General features: G+C 65.0%; 15 protein-coding genes. 10 read left to right on the top strand and 5 right to left on the bottom strand.

Features of this window, described 5'->3' with window-relative positions:
• The first annotated feature begins 39 nt into the window (after positions 1–39).
• The 5 genes from GGQ74_RS12285 to GGQ74_RS12265 all read left to right on the top strand — a co-directional run bounded on the left by GGQ74_RS12285 (position 40) and on the right by GGQ74_RS12265 (position 5,035).
• Entirely contained in the window at positions 40–567 is a 528-nt protein-coding gene (locus GGQ74_RS12285; RefSeq protein WP_245168242.1) for a hypothetical protein, read from the top strand.
• 198 nt (positions 568–765) lie between these two features.
• A complete protein-coding gene (locus tag GGQ74_RS12280) occupies positions 766–1,953 on the top strand; it encodes an aminotransferase class I/II-fold pyridoxal phosphate-dependent enzyme (RefSeq protein ID WP_167941832.1) in 1,188 nt (395 codons plus the stop codon).
• Positions 1,947–3,233: a homoserine dehydrogenase gene (locus GGQ74_RS12275; protein ID WP_167941831.1), complete on the top strand. Its 1,287-nt coding sequence runs from the start codon at positions 1,947–1,949 to the stop codon at positions 3,231–3,233. Before GGQ74_RS12280 ends, GGQ74_RS12275 begins: the two co-directional genes overlap by 7 nt.
• 183 nt (positions 3,234–3,416) lie before the next feature.
• Entirely contained in the window at positions 3,417–4,619 is a 1,203-nt protein-coding gene (locus GGQ74_RS12270; protein ID WP_167941830.1) for a cofactor-independent phosphoglycerate mutase, read from the top strand.
• Positions 4,616–5,035 (top strand): acyl-CoA thioesterase, encoded by a 420-nt coding sequence (locus tag GGQ74_RS12265; protein WP_167941829.1) that lies wholly within the window; start codon positions 4,616–4,618, stop codon positions 5,033–5,035. Before GGQ74_RS12270 ends, GGQ74_RS12265 begins: the two co-directional genes overlap by 4 nt.
• 42 nt (positions 5,036–5,077) lie before the next feature.
• On the opposite strand, the gene sucD is transcribed toward GGQ74_RS12265, so the two are convergent.
• Positions 5,078–7,174 carry a succinate--CoA ligase subunit alpha gene (sucD, locus tag GGQ74_RS12260; RefSeq protein ID WP_167941828.1) on the bottom strand — a complete coding sequence of 699 codons (2,097 nt, stop codon included), beginning with the start codon at positions 7,172–7,174 and terminating at the stop codon, positions 5,078–5,080.
• A 264-nt stretch (positions 7,175–7,438) separates the two neighbouring features.
• A complete protein-coding gene (locus GGQ74_RS12255; protein ID WP_167941827.1) occupies positions 7,439–10,420 on the bottom strand; it encodes an NAD-glutamate dehydrogenase domain-containing protein in 2,982 nt (993 codons plus the stop codon).
• Positions 10,421–10,609: 189 nt separating this feature from the next.
• On the opposite strand from GGQ74_RS12255, the gene GGQ74_RS12250 reads away from it, so the two are divergent.
• From GGQ74_RS12250 to GGQ74_RS12240, 3 genes are read left to right on the top strand one after another with little or no spacing between them, the layout of a single operon-like run.
• Positions 10,610–11,104 (top strand): MarR family winged helix-turn-helix transcriptional regulator, encoded by a 495-nt coding sequence (locus tag GGQ74_RS12250; protein ID WP_167941826.1) that lies wholly within the window; start codon positions 10,610–10,612, stop codon positions 11,102–11,104.
• The gene (locus GGQ74_RS12245) at positions 11,101–11,844 is read left to right on the top strand and encodes a DUF429 domain-containing protein (protein ID WP_167941825.1); all 744 of its coding nucleotides are present in this window, start codon (positions 11,101–11,103) and stop codon (positions 11,842–11,844) included. Before GGQ74_RS12250 ends, GGQ74_RS12245 begins: the two co-directional genes overlap by 4 nt.
• Complete coding sequence (locus GGQ74_RS12240; RefSeq protein ID WP_167941824.1) at positions 11,844–12,824, top strand: ATP-binding protein; 981 nt, start codon at positions 11,844–11,846, stop codon at positions 12,822–12,824. The genes GGQ74_RS12245 and GGQ74_RS12240 overlap by 1 nt, the downstream gene beginning before the upstream one ends.
• Here the strand turns inward: GGQ74_RS12240 and GGQ74_RS12235 are convergent.
• From GGQ74_RS12235 to lptE, 3 genes are all read right to left on the bottom strand, one after another.
• A complete protein-coding gene (locus GGQ74_RS12235; RefSeq protein ID WP_167941823.1) occupies positions 12,821–13,426 on the bottom strand; it encodes a chemotaxis protein CheW in 606 nt (201 codons plus the stop codon). The genes GGQ74_RS12240 and GGQ74_RS12235 overlap by 4 nt on opposite strands.
• 43 nt (positions 13,427–13,469) lie before the next feature.
• Positions 13,470–15,968: a glycogen/starch/alpha-glucan phosphorylase gene (locus GGQ74_RS12230; protein WP_245168241.1), complete on the bottom strand. Its 2,499-nt coding sequence runs from the start codon at positions 15,966–15,968 to the stop codon at positions 13,470–13,472.
• 268 nt (positions 15,969–16,236) lie between these two features.
• Positions 16,237–16,788: an LPS assembly lipoprotein LptE gene (gene lptE, locus GGQ74_RS12225; RefSeq protein ID WP_167941822.1), complete on the bottom strand. Its 552-nt coding sequence runs from the start codon at positions 16,786–16,788 to the stop codon at positions 16,237–16,239.
• Between the two features lie 136 nt (positions 16,789–16,924).
• Between lptE and GGQ74_RS12220 the strand changes: the two genes are divergently transcribed.
• Complete coding sequence (locus GGQ74_RS12220) at positions 16,925–17,698, top strand: YkgJ family cysteine cluster protein (RefSeq protein WP_167941821.1); 774 nt, start codon at positions 16,925–16,927, stop codon at positions 17,696–17,698.
• Between the two features lie 29 nt (positions 17,699–17,727).
• Complete coding sequence (gene rfaE2 / locus GGQ74_RS12215) at positions 17,728–18,204, top strand: D-glycero-beta-D-manno-heptose 1-phosphate adenylyltransferase (protein WP_245168290.1); 477 nt, start codon at positions 17,728–17,730, stop codon at positions 18,202–18,204.
• Positions 18,205–18,375: the final 171 nt, after the last annotated feature.

The raw sequence follows: 18,375 nt of genomic DNA, 5'->3' as shown, positions 1-18,375 counted from the left end.
CGATGTGGATTCTCCACCAGACGAATCGAGGAACGGATAATGGCACCCATCAGACGACTGCTCCACATGCTCGTGGCGACCCTCATGCTGGCCGCCCTGTGCGCCGCGCCCGCGCTTGCCGCAGAAGGCCCGGCCACGCCCGACGCCCCCGCCGACGCCGCCACCGACAACGCCACAGCCACCGAGATTCCGGACAAGCCCACCCCGGCGGAAGCCCTGCGCGCAACGCCCGTTGCCATCGTCCACACGGACATCGACAACGTCGGCACCCGCCTCGTCTTCCACCTCAAGGAAGTTCTGAACAAGTCGTCGCTGTTTTCCCTTTCCGCCGCCGACGAGAAGAAGATCAAGCTCGTCGTACGCACTCGCGAGGAGTTTCCCGGCAGGCCCGGTCTCGGGTCCGTGTACAGTGTGACGTGGATTTTCTCCGCAAGCGAAAACGTGCTGAACCACTACCTCGCCTCCGAGGTAGGGGTCGTTTCCGCTGCCGACGTGGCAGCAACCGCAGAGGCCCTCGCAGGGCGTACCGATGCCGTGGCGGCACAGTACGCCTATCTGTTCGAGTAGCAGGCCCTGCCGACCATTTCCGGTTCTCCCTGCGACTCGGGCGGGGGAACCGGACCCCCTCCCCCCTCCGCTCCTTCGCAGGTTCGCCGCTTTACAGGGCGCACAAGCTCCCGTAACGTTGCGCGCAGCCCGGAAATGCCGGCGCATCGCGCCCCCTCAAAGGGCGCTGACAGTCATTCATCAAGGAGCATTTGTCGCATGAGCAACCAATTCCCACGCATGCACCGCCTTCCGCCCTATGTGTTCGCGGTGGTCAACCAGCTGAAGATGAAGCTTCGGCGGCAGAACGTGGACATCGTCGACCTTGGCATGGGCAATCCTGACACGCCCACGCCCCAGCACATCGTCGACAAGATGATCGAAGCGGCCCAGAAGCCGGTCAACCACCGCTATTCCGCATCCCGCGGCATCCCGAACCTGCGCGCCGCCATCTGCGACTGGTACGCCCGCCGCTACGGCGTGTATCTCGATCCGGAGCAGGAAACCGTGGCGACCATGGGCGCGAAGGAAGGCCTCTCGCACCTCGCGCTGGCCATGCTTCAGCCCGGCGATGTCGTCTTCACCCAGGACCCCACGTACCCCATCCACCCCTATTCGGCGGTGATCGCGGGTGCGGACGTCAGACGAATTCCCATGGGCGGCGGACGCGACTTCATCGCCGACCTCGAACTCGCCATGCGCCAGACCTGGCCCAAGCCCAAGCTTCTCATCTACTGCTACCCCCACAACCCCACCACGGAAGTCGTGGACCTCTCCTTCCACCAGAAGATCGTCGACTTCGCCAAGGAAAACGGCATCTACGTCATCCACGACCTCGCCTATGCCGACTTCGTGTTCGACGGATACGAGGCTCCGAGCTTCCTGCAGGCCGAGGGTGCGAAGGATGTGGGCGTCGAGTTCTTCTCCATGTCCAAGAGCTACTCCATGGCCGGATGGCGCATGGGCTTCTGCTCTGGCAACCGCGAAATGGTGCAGGCGCTGACCCGCATCAAGAGCTACCTCGACTACGGCATCTTCCAGCCCATCCAGATCGCCGCCACCGTGGCCCTCAACGGCCCGCAGGAGTGCGTGAAGGAAATCGTGAACGTGTACAAGGAACGCCGCGACGTGCTCTGCGAAGGTCTCAACCGCGTGGGTTGGGAGATCGAGCCGCCCAAGGCCACCATGTTCGCATGGGCCAAGATTCCCGAGCCGTTCCGCGAAATGGGTTCCGTGGAATTCTCCAAGATGCTCCTTCAGGAAGGCCATGTGGCCGTGTCTCCGGGTCTGGGCTTCGGCCACTACGGTGACGACCACGTCCGCTTCGCGCTCATAGAAAACAAGCAGCGCACCCAGCAGGCCATCCGAGGCATCAAGAAGGTTCTGGAAGGAGCCAGGAAGTGCTAGAGAACAAGGTCATCAACATCGGACTGGCCGGTTTCGGCACCGTCGGACATGGTCTGGCCGATGTTATCGAGGAAAGCCGCGACGTCATCCGCCGACGCACGGGGAGCGACATCCGCATCAAATCCGTGCTCATCCGCAGCGACCGCCGCAGGGCCGAAGTTGAGGCCATCGGTGCGACCCCGGTTACCGATTACCGGGCACTCATCGACGACCCCGACATCGACATCGTGGTGGAGCTGACCGGCGGCATCGAATTCCCTCGCACACTCATCACCGAGGCGCTCCAGGCCGGCAAGCATGCCGTGACCGCCAACAAGGCGCTCCTCGCCGAGGACGGCATGAGGCTTTTTGCCCTCGCCGCCGAAAAGGGTGTGCATCTGGGCTTCGAAGCCAGCGTCGCGGGGGGCATCCCCGTGGTCCGACCGCTCCGGGAATCCCTTGCGGGCAACAGCATCCGCAAGATTCTGGGCATTCTCAACGGCACGGCCAACTACATCCTCACCGAGATGACCGACAAAGGTCTCGACTTCGAGACCGCTCTCTCCGACGCGCAGGCCAAGGGCTACGCCGAGGCCGATCCCACCCTCGACATCGAGGGTATCGACACCGCGCACAAGCTCACCCTGCTCATTCGTCTGGCCTTCGGGTGCAACTACCCCTTCGCCAAGCTGCCCGTTACCGGCATCACCGTGGTCACCCCCATGGACATCCGGTTCGCGCAGGAATTCGGCTACCGTATCAAGCTGTTGGCACAGGCCCGGCTCGTGGACGGCAAGGTCGAGGCAGGCGTCTATCCGGCCCTCGTGCCCGAAGACAATCTGCTCGCTTCCGTCAACGGCCCCTTCAACGCGATCCGCCTTGAAGGCATTGCGGGCCCGGTGGTCCTCCACGGTCGGGGGGCCGGGGACAGACCTACCGGAAGCGCAGTGCTGGCCGACATCATGGCCATCGCCCGCCACGCCGCGCCCAACAATCTGGGCTTCGTGAATCCCGTGCTACCCGAGGCCGACATCCTCGACCTCGACGACGCGGTGTCCCTGCATTATCTGCGCTTCATCGTTCCGGACCGCGCGGGTGTCCTGCGCGACATCGCCGGAGTGATGGCAGACAGGAACATCAGCATCCAGCAGGTCACGCAGAAACCGGCAGTGGACGGCGGCGGCGTTCCGCTCGTCTTCCTGAGCCACGAGGCAAAGGCCGGAGATATCCACTCCGCGATGCGAGAGATCGAAAACATGGGATTGACGCTGGCCCGCACGATGCACTTCCGCATCCTGTAGTCCGCGCACACGTTCCGAGTACGCTTTGAAAGGCGGCCCGCTCCATCAGGACGGGCCGCCTTTTCGATGCATCATCGCCAATCTGTTGCAGCATCATCATTTGACTTGATTTTCTGCGGACACGACATGAAGATGCGTACCATCCATTCAGTGACGGATGGGCATGACAAAGGATGCACAACCATGGCCGACACGAAGATTCTCTTCCTCGTTGCCGACGGAATGGGCGATTGGCGCGTGGATGGACTAGGCGGCAGAACGCCGCTTGAAGCCGCGCCTACGCCCAACATGGACAGCTTGGCATCGCGCTGCATCGCCGGGACCATCTCCACGGTCCCCTCCGGCATGCCGCCGGGGTCCGACGTGGCGAACATGAGCCTCATCGGCTTCGACCCCGCCGCGCATCACACCGGGCGTGGTCCCATCGAGGCGGCCGCGCAGGGGCTGAAGTTGCGACCGGACGACCTCGTCTGGCGGCTCAATCTCGTCTCCCTCACCGCCCCCGACGCCATGGGAACCATGCTCGACTACTCCGCCGGGCACATCGACACCGCATCCTCGCTCCCGCTCGTGGAGGACCTTGAGCACCACCTCGGGGACGACACCTTCACCTTCGTGCCCGGCATCCAGTATCGGCATCTGCTCGTCCAGCGGGGAGGTGCCAACTCGCCGGAGGCAGCGTTCGCCGTCCGCCCACCCCACGACATCACCGGACAGTCCATCGCGCAGGACATGGCGACCTTGGCCACGAGCCCGCGGCTCCTCGCCCTGTTCCACGCCGCCGCAGAACGTCTGAATACGCCCGCAAACGCCACCCGCGCCACCGGCATCTGGCCGTGGGGACAGGGCCGCCCCCTCGCGCTGCCGGACTTTTCCGACGCCTACGGACTGCGTGGGGCGGTCATCTCCGCCGTGGACCTCGTAAAGGGACTGGGCAGGGCCTCGGGCATGGCGGTCATCGACGTGCCGGGGGCGACAGGACTTCTCGACACGAACTACGCGGGCAAGGTTGCGGCGGCTCTCGATTTCCTGAATACTGGCGGCCAGTTCGCCTTCGTGCATCTGGAGGGACCGGACGAATGCGGCCATAGCGGCATCGTCGCGGACAAGGTGGAAGCCGTGCGGCGCTTCGACGAGCGCATCGTGGGGCCGCTGACACAGGCGCTGGCGGGCACGGACACGGCCATCGTCGTGACCTGCGACCACTTCACCCCTCTCGCCTGCCGCACGCACACCACCGATCCCGTCCCCTTCCTGCTGCACCACGCCTCGGCCACCGCACACGGCCTGCCCGGCTTCAGCGAGGCCCACGCGGCCGCCACGGGATTCACCATCAGCCCCGGCCACGACATCGTACGCCGGATTCTGGAGATCATCCGCCCATGAACGCCATTCCCTCTCCCGAGGCGTGGTACGCGCACCGCGTCTCCTACGGCGAAACCGACGCCATGCAGGTGCTGTACTACGCCGAATACCTGCACCTCTTCGAGCGCGCCCGCAGCCACCTGATCCGCGAATACGGCATGAGCTACAGCACCGTGGAAGAACGCGGCCTGTACCTGCCCGTACGCGAAGCCTCGGCCCGCTACCGCCGCCCCATTCGCTTCGACGACCTCGTCAATGTCCACGTCACCGTGAGCGACTGGGGACGGGCCTCCATCACCTTTTCCTACGAGATACGAAGCGAGGACCGCAGCGTGCTGCATGCCACGGGCATGACCCAGCACGCCTGCGTCAATGCCGAAGGCCGCCCCGTGGGCGTGCCGGACTGGCTGCGCGACCTGTTCGCCCAAAAGGGCTGACGCGAAAGGGGGCCGGAACATCCGGCCCCCTTTTCGTTGTGGCTATGCGGAGACGGGAACTTCGCAGCGGCTCAAGGCATGAGCCACCAGCCGTGGCAGGCTCGACAGGTCAGGACAGATGGCGAACCCGGCCTTGGCCATGGCCATCAGCTTGTCCTCCACCCCGCGCCCGGATTCGAGGATGGCCCCGGCGTGACCGAGGCGCTTTCCGGGCGGGGCGGTCTGCCCGGCCACGAAGGCCACGATGGGCTTGGAAAATCCCGTCCGGCGGACGTGTTCGGCCAGTTCCTCCTCGGCGGTGCCGCCGATCTCTCCGAGGATGACCAGCGCCTTGGTATTTTCGTCCTCTTCGAGCGGACCGAGCATGTCGCTGAAGGACGTGCCGATGAACGGATCGCCGCCGATGCCCACGCACAGCGACTGCCCGATGCCCACGCGCGTGAGCCGAGTGGCGGCCTCGTAGGTCAGGGTTCCGCTGCGCGAAAGGATGGCCACGGGACCGGGCATGAACACGTGATCGGGCATGATGCCGATCTTGGTACGGCCCGGTGCGATGAGTCCGGGGCAGTTCGGCCCCACGAGGCGCGTTCCGCTGCCGCGCAACTGTTCGCGCACGCGCAGCATGTCCTGCTGCTTCAGGCCGTCAGTGATGCAGATCACCCACTCGATGCCGTTCTGCGCGGCTTCGAGGATGGCGTCCGGCGCGAAGGCCGCGGGCACGAAGATGATGCTGGCGCGGATGCTGTTGAGTTCCAGCGCCTCGGTGATGCTGTTGTAGACGGGAATGCCCTGCGCGTACTGCCCGCCCTTGAAGGGCGTGACCCCGGCGACGATGTTCGTGCCGTAGTCCAGCATGAGGCGGGTGTGGAACTGGGCGGTGCGCCCGGTGATGCCCTGCACGAGCACGGGCAGCCCCTTCTCGAAGGGCAAGCTGCGCGGAAACGCAGCGGGAACGGACGGCACGATCTCGTGCTGCACGGCCAGCTCCGGCGTCTCGCCAAGGCGCATGCCCTCGTTGCGCTTGAGCTGGGCGATGGCGTCGTGCATCTCGGAAACGATGAACATGTTGCGACAGCCGAGGGCTTCGAGAATCTCACGCCCGCGAGGCGACTGATTGCCGGACAGCCGCACCACCAGCGGCTTTCGAGGCTCGCGCCCGTCCAACGCCTCGGCCAGCGCCAGCGCGACTTTCTCGCAGGAGAGCACTCCACCGAAGATATTGATAAACACGCTCGTCACGGACTCGTCCTCGAAGAGGAGCGACATGGCCGTGCGCGTGCGGTCGAGGTCGGCCGCACCGCCAAGGTCCATGAAATTCGCCGCGGCAAGCCCCGACAGATTCAGAAGATCCATGGTGGCCATGGCCAGCCCGGCACCGTTGACCATAAGCCCGATGCGCCCGCCGAGGGAATGGTAGGACAGCCCCACCTCCCGCGCGCGGTTCTCCTCGCGCGAGGCATGCTCCGGCGTGTAGAACCGCTCGAAGTCCGAATGCTGGAGCAGGACGTTGTCGTCCATCTCCACCTTGCCATCCAGCGCCGTCCACACGCCGTCGGCATCGAGGACCAGCGGATTGATCTCGGCCAGCAGCAGGCCGTAGTCGATGACGGCGCGATGCATCCTGCGCACGAATTCGGAGAAGGTGGGCCAGTGCTCCTTGTCCACGTCGAGATGGAAGAACGCGGCCCGAATGTGGTAGTTCTCCAGCCCGCTGGTCATGGACACGCGCTGCACGAGGATGTTGTGCAGGTCCTGACTCTGACTCTCCACGTCGATGCCGCCCTTGCGCCCTACGGAAAAGGCGAGGCAGCCCAGTTCCCGCGAAACGGCGAACGAGCAGTAGAACTCGCGCTCGTACGCCTTCGAGCGCTCCAGCCGCAGAAGCGGCACGCTGCGCCCACGGATGGTCATGGCGAAAAGCTTTCGCGCGTAGGGCACCAGATCGTCGGGATCGTCGATGCGCAGAATGCCCCCGGCCTTGCCCCGCCCACCGGCCAGCACCTGCGCCTTGAGGAACCATGGCAGCGGCCACTTGGGCTTCACCGATTCGAGATTCGTAGCAGACACCGGCACGCCCTCGGGAACGGCAACGCCAGCCTCCGCAAACAGTCGCTTGCTTTGATGTTCGTTGAGCAGCATGTTCCAAGCCTTGCTTCTTGAGGGTTGGCACCACCGCCGCACAGCCCGGACCCCGCGCTCCGGGCACGGCGTTCAATCCTTCAAGGAATGCCGACAGTTACCACGAAAAAGGCCGGGAGGAAACAGCCCAAGGCATCAAGTTTCCTCACCGGCCACATTTTTTCCGCTCACGAATCCCGCGATCAGCACAATGACGCATACCATTAGTGCGTACGCATCATGCATACTTGATATGTCAGCACCACATCAATGCATGCGCGCGCCCTAACGCTCCGCTTCAATCCCCATGTCGCGCTCCGTCAGGAACTTGCATGCCGTGGCATCGAGAATGCCCAGCAATTCGCGCACATGTGTCAACCCAGCCGCACGAAGCTCCGCCCTGTATGCGGCGACCACCGCCTCCTGCCGCAGGTAACTGCGCACGGCCTCCACCAGCCCGCCGCGCGCTCCCACGCGCGACATCCAGCCAAGCCCCTCCGCGTACACGATGCGCGACGCCGCATAGGCGGCCACCAGCGCCCGCAGGTGCTCCTCCGGAATGCGCGTGAAGATGCGGTCCTCATAGCGCGCGGACAGAAGCGGCGGGCAGTATTCGAGAACCAACGCCCGCAGCAGCGGATCATTCGCAACAGCCCCGCCCTGCCCCAACTCGGCGGCGATGCCGTCGGCAAGCGCGTTGATCTCGCGCGAAAGCTCCGTGGTGATGGCCGTGAGCGGCCGCGCCGCGCCACAGCGGCGGTATTCGCGCAGCATGAGCCGCGCCTCGCTGCGCGCCCGAATCCGCAGGATGTCCAGCACCTCGGCCACGTATTCGTCCTTCACCGCGAGGAATTCCTCGTCGGAGAGCGTCAGCCCGGCCAGCACCTCGTAGGACGAGCAGATGACGCCCGTCTTGTTGGCGCTCGCCCCCTGCGCGATGAGCACGCCGTGCCGTTCGAGTTCCGTCCGTGCCTGTGGCGAGAAGAAGATGTTCGCCCCTTCCACTACGGCGCGGGCCGAGGGACTGCCGTCCGGCAACAGGAATTGCCGCCAGTTGCCGTCGTTTATGGTCTCCGGCCGCCCTCCCGCGGGAATGAACAGATCCGCCTCGGCCGTATTGTGCAGGGTGTCGCGCAGGCGCACACCCTCTGGAGTTCCAGCCCCGGCAACGGTCCCGCCCGCGCCAAGTCTTTCGGGATTGAACTCGGCGATGCCGCGCTCCTCGCGCACGAGGTGCTCCAGCTCGCCATGGTCGAGCCCCTGCGGGTCGAAGGCCGCACCGTGCCCGTCGGTGACGGCGACGATACGCGCGTTCGTCCCGTACTGGCGCATGAGCAGGAGCATGGCGTTTCCGGCCACGTCGCCGCGCGGTCCGCCGGTGAGCTTCACCCGGAATGCGTCGCGCTTCGGATCGATGCCGAGCATGCCGAGCATTTCCTCGGCGAAGACGATGACCCCGAGCGAGGTCACGCCATAGCGCTTGTGGTTTATGCCCGTGGACGGCTTGGAACTCATGAAGGCCGACGGCCAGCGGAAGCCCCGCCGCCGTGCCCGCTCCACGATCCACTCGATGTGCGACGGCGTGATGTGCTCGTCCGGGCCGAGGTAGATGACTTCCTCCCGTCCCAGATAGTCAACCACCTGCGGCAGACTCGGTCCGTCCTGTCCGGGCACGATGATGTCAAGCAGCGAATCCGCCACGGACTTCACGGCCCGGTCGATGTCGCCCTGCGGTCCCACGAGGATGACGGCCTTTGACCCGCCCTCGGGAATGTCCTTGTTCTTGTGCTGCTGGGTGCGGGCCAGCGCGGTGACCTCGGCAAAGAGCCTGTTCGATTCCATCTCGAAATTCTCGCGGCTCACCGTTGGCACCACGCGCACGCCGCCACGGGCCATCTCGCGATGGCGAACGTGGAATCCCCGGAAATGCGCGCCGTAGAAAAAGAAGAATCCGTAGGGCGGGTCGTCCTTCACCGTTCCCGGCGCAGGGGGAATGTGCGCGAGGATCGCCGGGTCCATCCGGAAGGACAGCCCGAAGCGGTCGGGCAGGAAGTAGTTGGTCCGCAGGGTGTTGGTGATGAAGAGTTCGATGACGCGAAAGGTCTGGCGCTCCACCTCGTCAGAAAGCTCGGCGACCTGCCCCCGGACGCGCCGCAGGACGTCGAGCTGCGCCCGGTCGCGCCCATGGCCGTCAGGGTCGAACCGCGCCTCGAAGGCCTCCACCAGCCCCCGCGAAATGGCGGGATGCGTCAGCATGGACTGCACGATGTTGTGCGCGGTGAAGGCATGCGGGTCCGCCCCGGCGAGGAACTGGTGAGCAAAGGCCGCAGCCGCCTGCATGAACATCACCTGCGACACGCTCATACCCTCGGCGTCCGCGAACCACTCCAGCGGATGCCCACCGGCATACCACTTAAGCCGCGCGAGTTGCGCCTCCAGCTTCTCCCACGATTCCCTGTTCCCAAGCGCCGGACTGTCGCACGCCGAGAGGTAGAAGCTACACACCCCGAAGCTTCCGCCGGGCGTGGCGTACACATCGCCATAGGCCCGGCGCACGGCGCATCCGCTGCGATGTAGCAGCTTGGCCATCTCCAGCATGAGGCCGCGTTCCGGCGGCGCGCTCATGGCGACCATGATCCGCGACTGACCGGGGTAGACCTCGTCCTCGCGCCGCACATGGACCCTGTCGTCATCGAGCACGTCCCGATACATGTGGTAATGCCGCACCGCCCGCTCCACCTCGAAGCGCGCGACACAGTCGCAGGTGCCGCAGGAAAGAAAATCGCCAAAGCCCTCGGTCTCGTCCGCACGCAACAGTCCGCTCAACTCGACACTGCGCACGGCGTCCACGAAAGATTGATCAGCCCGGTCCACTGCGCCCTGTGGCGCGAGGACGAAGGAATCCAGCCGCATGCGACCATCGAGCGTGGCATACAACCGGGCGTTGAGCACCTCATCCCCGGCCAGCGTACCAAGGGCGGCCACGAGTTCCGCCGTGCCGCCCCCCGGGGAAATCAGCGTGACCCGCGTTCCGCAGGGGCTTCGAATGGCCAATACATGCCTATCGCCCACCACCCCGGCGGAAACGATGGCCTGCAGATGCCGGACCTGCTCGTCCCTGTCGTGCGTGCGGAAATAATACTCGGGCATGTTCGCGTAGAACCATGGCACTGTCTCGCGCGTGCCGCGTACCAGCCCGCGGGCGACGATGGTCCCGACCTCCCGCGCATCACCGCCCAGTCCGCCACCGGAAGAAAGCTCGCTCACGTTGCGCCTCCCACTGTTGCCGTGTCGCGACCGCCGGGGTTCGCTGCGCACACCGCCCGTTCTGCGCTGCGCACACATCCCCATTACATAATTGCACAACAAAGCCGCGACCTCAACACCGACAAGGATTGACGCAACAAGTTAGCACCCTTACAATCGACCCACAACATTCGCACGGAGCCGTCTGCCATGTCCGATCACGATCAAGCACCAAAGTTCGACGCCATACAGTCGCTCGTCTCCTTCTTTCCCTCGCTGGACACCACCGCCATTCAGGCGGCCATCGACCTCATGGAGACAGCCTCAGCCATGGCCCGCTGCCTTGAGGAGCGCTTCTTTCGCAGCGTGGTCTCCGAGGGACGCTTCACCGTGCTTGCGCTCCTGTTCGACGCCCCCGAAGGCCGAATGACACCCTCCGAACTCGCCTGCGGAGCCGGAGTCACCCGCGCCACCATCACCGGACTCATCGACGGCCTCGAACGCGAAGGCCACGTGGAGCGGCAGAACTTCGATGGCGATCGGCGAAAGCTCGCCGTGAGCCTCACCGAACGCGGCCGCGAATTCCTCGTCGGCATCCTGCCCTCGTTCTACGAACTGCTGGAGGACATCGGCACGGCGCTGCCCATGTCCCGGCGCGACACACTCGCCTCGCTTTTGACGCGAATGCGCGAGGCGCTGGCGTGATCGCTGGCGTGGACGGAGCGCGGGGCGGATGGGTGGTAGCCCTCGCCGACGACTGGCCCTCCCCCACGCCGCCCACCCTGCACCTCGCCCCGGACTTCGCAGCGGTCGTCGCCCTCACGAAGCAGTGCGCCGCCGTCGCCCTCGACATGCCCATCGGCCTTCCTTGCGGGAGCGACGTCCGCGCATGCGATATGTGCGCACGCAGCGAACTTGCCAGACGAAGCCCACAGGACATCAAGGCGCCATCGCGCCTGTTCATGGTTCCCCCGCGCGAGGCCATATGCGCCAGCCATGGCGACCCGGCGGAATTCCAGAGGCTCCACCGCCTGCACAGGGGCGTCGGCGCGGGGTTGCCGGTCTGGGGCATCGTGCCGAAGATCATCGAGGTCGATGACGCCCTCGGCACTGATCCATCGCTTCAGGAACGCATCGTCGAATTCCATCCGGAGCTGGCCTTCGCCCACCTCGCGGGCGAGGTTCTGCCCTCCAAGCACACCGCCGCAGGAGCCATGCGCAGGCTGGCCACACTTTGCGACCACATCCCGGACGTCGCCCGTCTCGCCGTTCCGCCAAACTTCTCCCCCGTCATGCTCGATGACGTTCTGGACGCCCTCGTCGGCCTGTCCACCGCCGCCCACCTCGCAACGGTCGCCGACCGTTCCCACCCTCAATCGCGCAGGCTCCCGCACGACGCAGTTCCCACGGACTCGCGCGGGCTACGCATGGAGATCTGGTTCTGATGAATTTCCTCGACCTGCTCGCCAAGTTTCCCGTCAGGCGCTCCACCCTCGCCTTCATGCGCGAGGCAGAACGCATCCCCGGTTACTCGTGGCTGGAGAAACTCCACGGCTACGTCTACGGCCGCTGGTGCTACTTCTACATCGGCGTCGGCACGGGCCGCCACCCACTGGCCAGACTGGCCACCCCGCTCGTCTGGATCATGGACAGGCTCTATCCCCTGCACCCGGACAAGCAGGACACCCCGCGCTTCTCGTGGGCCGATTCCTACCACGGCAAGGCCGTGCCCCTCGACGACGCGGTGAAGCTCGTCCAGATCGGCCGGGACATCGAAATCCACGACCTCGAAAAGGTCATCCCCTACGCCAGGGCACGCGACATCGTTCTGCGCAACCCGGACCACATCGTCGCGCTGAACTGCCCCTGTCGCAGCATGGCCGAGAATCCCTGCCTGCCCCTCGACGTATGCCTTATCATCGGCGAGCCGTTCGCGAGTTTCATGCGCGAACACCACCCCGACACCTCGCGCTGGATCACGCCCGACGAGGCCGTGGACATCCTGCGCGCCGAGGACGAGCGCGGACACGTGCACCACGTGTTCTTCAAGGAAGCCATGCTGGAACGCTTCTACGCCATCTGCAACTGCTGCAGTTGCTGCTGCGGCGCGATGCAAGCGCAACGGAACGGCATCCAGATGCTGTGCTCGTCCGGATTCGTCGCCATCATCGACGAGGAACAATGTGTGGGGTGCGGACTGTGCGCCAAGAACTGCCAGTTCGACGCGCTCACGGTCGTCGGCAAGCGCGCACACGTGGACACGCAGGCCTGCATGGGTTGCGGCGTCTGCGAAGGGAAATGCCCGCGTGGGGCCATCAGGCTAGAACGGGCCGAGAACCGGCCCGAACCGCTCGAAATCGAAAAGCTCCTGAACGAGGCGGCCGCGTCTCGAAGCGCGACCACCCCGCCCAGCGAAACACGCTAGGACGCAGGTCCGGCCTGCGCTTCTCCCTGCTCCATGCTCTCCGCCGCGCCAGCAGACGCGACGGCATCCGGTGCCTGCTCTCGTCTGCTGGCCGCCGCCGCGGCCTCCACGGGGGCGGTGGCGTCCGCGATGCGCACGGCCTGAAGCTCTTCCGCCGAAAACACGGTGTCGATTTCGAGCAGCATGATGAACTGCTCGTCCTGCTTGGACATGCCGCTTATGAAGTTGGTGTCAATGGTGGTGCCCATGCGCGGCGGCGGCTTGATCTCGTCCGGGGTCAACTCGATGACCTCTCGCACGGAATCCGCCAATGCGCCGAGAATCAGCTCCTCGCCTTCGAGGTTCACCTCCACGATGATGATGCAGGTGTTGACCGTATACTCCGTGGCCGACATGCCGAACTTGCGGCGCATATCCACCACGGGCACCGCGCTGCCGCGTAGGTTGATGACCCCGCGCAGGAATTCCGGCGTGCGCGGAATGCGCGTGACCTCCTGCACCTCCAGCACTTCCCTCACCTTGGAGATGTCCAGCGCGTAGAGTTCGCCCGCCAGGACGAAGCTCAAATACTGACCGGACACGCCCTGTGTCTGCTGTGCCATGCGTCCCCCCTATCCGGACCGCGCTCCCCGGCCCGGTTCTGCCTCATTTCTTGCGCGCGCCGCTCCCGGTCACCGGCTCGGCCCCCCAGATTTCCCGGGCATACTGCGCGATGGTCCTGTCGCTCGAAAAATACCCCATACCCGCCGTGTTGAGGATAGACACCCGTGTCCATTCCTCGCGGTCCTGATACAGGTGCGCCGCCCGCTCCTGCGCCTCGACATAGGAGCGGTAATCCGCCATGACCATGTACTTGTCCCCGTCGTCCAGCCACGATTGACGAATCGGCTCGAAAAGCCCCGGCTCGCGCGGGGAGAAGTGTCCATTGGCGATCATGTCCACCGCCAGCCGCAACTCCCGGTCCGCGTCGTAGATCCGCCGGGGATCGTAGCCCCGCGCTTTGAGCGCCGCCACCTCCGGCGTATGCAGGCCGAAAATGAAGAAGTGCTCATCGCCAATCTCCTTCGCCATCTCCACGGTCGCCCCGTCCATGGTTCCGATGGTTAGTGCGCCATTCATGGCGAATTTCATGTTGCCGGTTCCGGATGCCTCGGTCCCCGCCGTGGAAATCTGCTCCGAAAGGTCCGTTCCGGGGATGATCTTCTCAGCGTTGGACACGCAATAGTTCGGCACGAAGGCCACGCGCAGATAGTTGCTGACGTGCGGATCGCCATTGACCACGCTGGCCACGGCATGGATGAGCCGGATGGTCAGCTTGGCCATGGCATAGGCAGGGGCGGCCTTGCCACCAAAAATCGCCACACGCGGCACGCAGGGCAACGGGCACTCTCCGGGCGGTGCGCCGCGCAGGCGATTGTAGAGCGTCACAACATGCAAAACGTTCAGCAGTTGGCGCTTGTACTCGTGAATGCGCTTCACATGCACATCGAACATGAATTCCGGCGGAGCCAGCACCCGCGCCCTCGGCAGCATGTAGGCCGACAGCCGCTTCTTGTTCTCGAACTTCACCTCGCGCCAGCGCTGGCGAAATTGCGCATCCTCCGCCAACGGCCGCAGGTCGCGCAGGCGGGCAAGGTCCGTCTCCCAACCGGGACCGATAGCCTCGGTAATGAGGTCCGACAGCAGCGGGTTGGCCTGCAACATCCACCGCCGTGGTGTGACGCCATTGGTCATGTTCACGAAACGGCGCGGATACATGTCGTGGAAATCCTGGAACACGCTCGAACGCAGCAGGTCGGTGTGCAGTGCGCTCACGCCGTTGACCATGTGACTGCCGACCAGCGCCAGATGCGCCATGCGCACCCTGCGTCCGTGGTCCTCGTCGATAATGGACAGCCGCGCGGCAAGGGCGTCGTCACCGGGATGAAGCCTACGCACAAGCTGCAGGAACCGCGCGTTGATCTCGTAGATGATCTCCATGTGCCGGGGCAGCACGCGCTGCATGGTCTCCACGGGCCAATGCTCCAGCGCCTCGGGCAGAATGGTGTGATTGGTGTAGGCGAAAGTACGCACGCAGATGCTCCATGCGTCATCCCAGTTCAATTCTTCCTCGTCGACCAACACGCGCATCAGTTCGGGAATGGCAATGGCCGGATGCGTGTCGTTGAGCTGCACCGCCACCCGGTCCGGCATACCCGCCAGCCCGCCAGACTGCTTGCGCGAACGGCGCACGATATCCTGAATGGTCGCTGCAACGAAGAAATACTGCTGCTTGAGGCGCAGCTCCTGCCCCTGCACCCGCGAGTCGTCCGGGTAGAGGACCTTGGAGATGTTCTCGCTCTTGGCCTTCTCCTCCACCGCGCCCACGTAGTCGCCGCGCTGGAAGTAGTCGAGGGCGAACTCGCGGCTGGCCTTGGCGTTCCACAGCCGCATGTTGATGACCTTGCCATTGCGGTAGCCCGGCACGAGCATGTCGCAGGCCACGGCCAGCACATGTTCGGAGCCGACCCATATGCGCCGCTCGTTGCCCTGCTCGTCGTGCAGGATGCGCACAGAGCCGCCGAACTGGACGGGATACAGGTGTCCCTGCCGTTCAAACTGCCACGGGCAGCCAAAACGCATCCAGTTGTCCGGACGCTCCGTCTGCGCCCCATTCTCAATGACCTGCCAGAATATGCCAAAATCATAGCGAATACCGTAGCCGTAGGCCGCGAAGCCCTGCGTCGCCAGCGAATCCATGAAGCACGAGGCCAGGCGACCAAGGCCGCCGTTGCCGAGACCGGCATCCCACTCCATCTCCTCGATGTCATCGAGTGAATGCCCGTACGACTCCACCACGGCCCGTGCATCGTCCTCCAGCCCAAGGCTCAGGATGTTGCTCATGAGCGAGCGCCCCACGAGGAATTCGAGGGACAGGTAGTAGATACGCTTCGCCCCGCTCTCGTAGTAGGCGCGCTGTGTCTCGATCCACTTCTCGGCCAGATATTCCCGTAGCGCAAAGGCCAACCCGCGATAGACATCGCGCACGCCAGCCCGGTCGGGGTCGCTTCCCGTGTAGCTCAGTATCTGGCGTCGAACGGCTTCCCGTAGCCCTTCCCGGCTCGGCGAATCGGCCATGCGCCCGGCGACGTCGTGGTTCTTCATGCAGCCTCCAGCCCGTGGTGCGGTGTTGTGGAACTCTGCCCCACTATCCTTTGTGCACCGCCGGACGCAGCATTGCAAGCCCAAAGCCCGGCCGAGAGCGTTCCTCGGGCCCGTGTTTTTCGGCCTGCCAGAGACACGCTCGGACTTTCGTCGTACAAACCCGGCAACCATTCTGGACACTTTCGCGATCGCCTCGGGGCGCTTTCGCGTCATAAAAAAGGGCCGCCGGTTTCCCGACGGCCCCAAAAGGAGAACACGTTGCGCCAGTCTATTGCAACCGGGCGCAAACGTCGCGCATGACGTTGGCATAGAGGTCGGACAGTCCGCTTTCGAGCATGGCGGATGCCTTCTCGCCCGTGGGCAGCTGAGTCGCCTCGAAGCTTCCGGTGTAGGTCTTGTCGAGCACGGTGCCCTCGCCCCGGCGCAACACGATGCGCACCTCGAAATCCAGCTTGTGCTCCATGCGGTTCACGGCCATGGACGCACGCAGAATCTCGCCGGACAGAACCGTATCCGCCGCAAAGGGCGAATCCGCTCCACCGTTGGTGACGGTCATGCCACGGGCCGCAAGCTCGGCGCGGAGGGCATCGGTCATCCACTCGGACACCTGCCGGTCCGTGGACTGCTCCACGCCGTCGCGCATGACGAGCCACGACTGGCCGCGTGCGTCGGCGAGGGGAACCACCGAGACCTCCGCAGGGCAGGCGGTCGCCCAGCGGTCCGGATCGTACCAGAGACTGACCATGCCGCGGGACGCGCATCCCGCGACGACAAACAGACAGAACGCGGCCACAGTTGCGGCCAGAAATTTCCATTTCATGTCGAATCTCCCGCAAAGGCGTTTTGGGGCACGCTACCCGAGTGCGCAGCGCTACGCAAGAACCCCGCCGGGGCGCGCCTTGACTTTGCCGCCACCGCGTGGGATTTCCCCATGCAACATTTCAACGGAGTTCGCCATGTCCGATCACGACGCCACACAACAGTTCCTCGAAAGCCTGCCCGAACTCGCCGCAGGCCAGAAATTCCGCTTCGCATGCCATCCCGGCGTTCCCTGCTTCAACGCCTGCTGCAGCGACCTGAACCTCATGCTCACCCCGTACGACGTTCTGCGTCTGCGCCGAGCGCTGGGCTACAGTAGCCGGGAATTCATCCAGAACCACGCCGTCGTCGGCATGGCCCCGGACACCGGCTTCCCGCTCTTCCGCCTGCGCATGTGCGACGACGCCCGCAAGCGCTGTCCCTTCGTGAGCGACAAGGGCTGCACCGTGTACCCCAACCGCCCCGCCGCCTGCCGCACTTACCCCCTCGGCCGCGCCACCCGCAAGGACGAGAACGGCAACGTGGCCGAACGCTTCTTCATCGTGCGCGAACCGCACTGCAAGGGCTTCGAGGAGCACAGCGACTGGGCCTCCGCAGAATGGCTGAACGATCAGGGCCTCGCCGCCTACAACGCCTGCAACGACCGCTACATGGGTCTTCTGGCCCGGCAGAAGGAACGCGGCTGCGCCATCGCCTCCGGGCAGACGAACATGGCCGCCCTCGCCCTGTACCAGTTGGACAACTTCCTCGACTTCATCAAGGGCACCGGCGTGCTGGACCGTCTTGAGATGCCCGAGGAGCGCAAGGCGGCAGTGCTCGCCGACGAGGAGGCACGTCTCGATTTCGCCATCGACTGGCTGGAGCTGGTGCTCTTCGGCTCCACGGACAGCATCACGGTGAAGGGACGATGAGCACCATTCTCGTTCCCGCCCGCGACAAGATGCTGCGCCGAGAGGATGCGGGAGCCCGCATAGCCGCCTGCCGGGGCGACCGGCGCGTGGTGTTCACCAACGGCTGCTTCGACATTCTCCATGCCGGGCATGCGGACCTGCTGGCCCGCGCCCGCGAGCGCGGAGACATGCTGGTGGTGGGAGTGAACTCCGACGCCTCCGTACGCCGTCTCAAGGGCGACACGCGCCCGCTCAACCCCGAGGACGAGCGCATGTTCGTGCTCGCCTCGCTGGCCTGCGTGGACTTCGTGACGCTCTTCGACGAGGACACGCCCTTCGAGCTCATCTCCGAAATCCGGCCCAACGTGCTCATCAAGGGCGGGGACTGGCCCGTCGAGGCCATCGTCGGCCGCGACATCGTGCAGGCCGACGGCGGCGAGGTGCTCTCCCTGCCGCTCAAGCCCGGCTTCTCCACCACGGGGCTTGTCCGAAAGATTCTCGCCACCTGCGGCTGCGAAGCCGAATAGCCGATCATTCACGAAGAGGAGGGTTCGCCCTCCTTTTTTTTTGCCCGGCCGAGCACATCGCGGACAAAAACGCACGTGTAGCCATCTCCGCCCCACCCACCTCGCACGCCCCATCAGCCCGAACGCCCCACCACACACCCGCGCCGAAAACAAGAAAGGCCCACCTGACGG

It is taken from the genome of Desulfobaculum xiamenense (genome assembly GCF_011927665.1).
Lineage (GTDB): Bacteria > Desulfobacterota > Desulfovibrionia > Desulfovibrionales > Desulfovibrionaceae > Desulfobaculum > Desulfobaculum xiamenense.
This window is presented reverse-complemented; position numbering and strand designations above follow the sequence as displayed.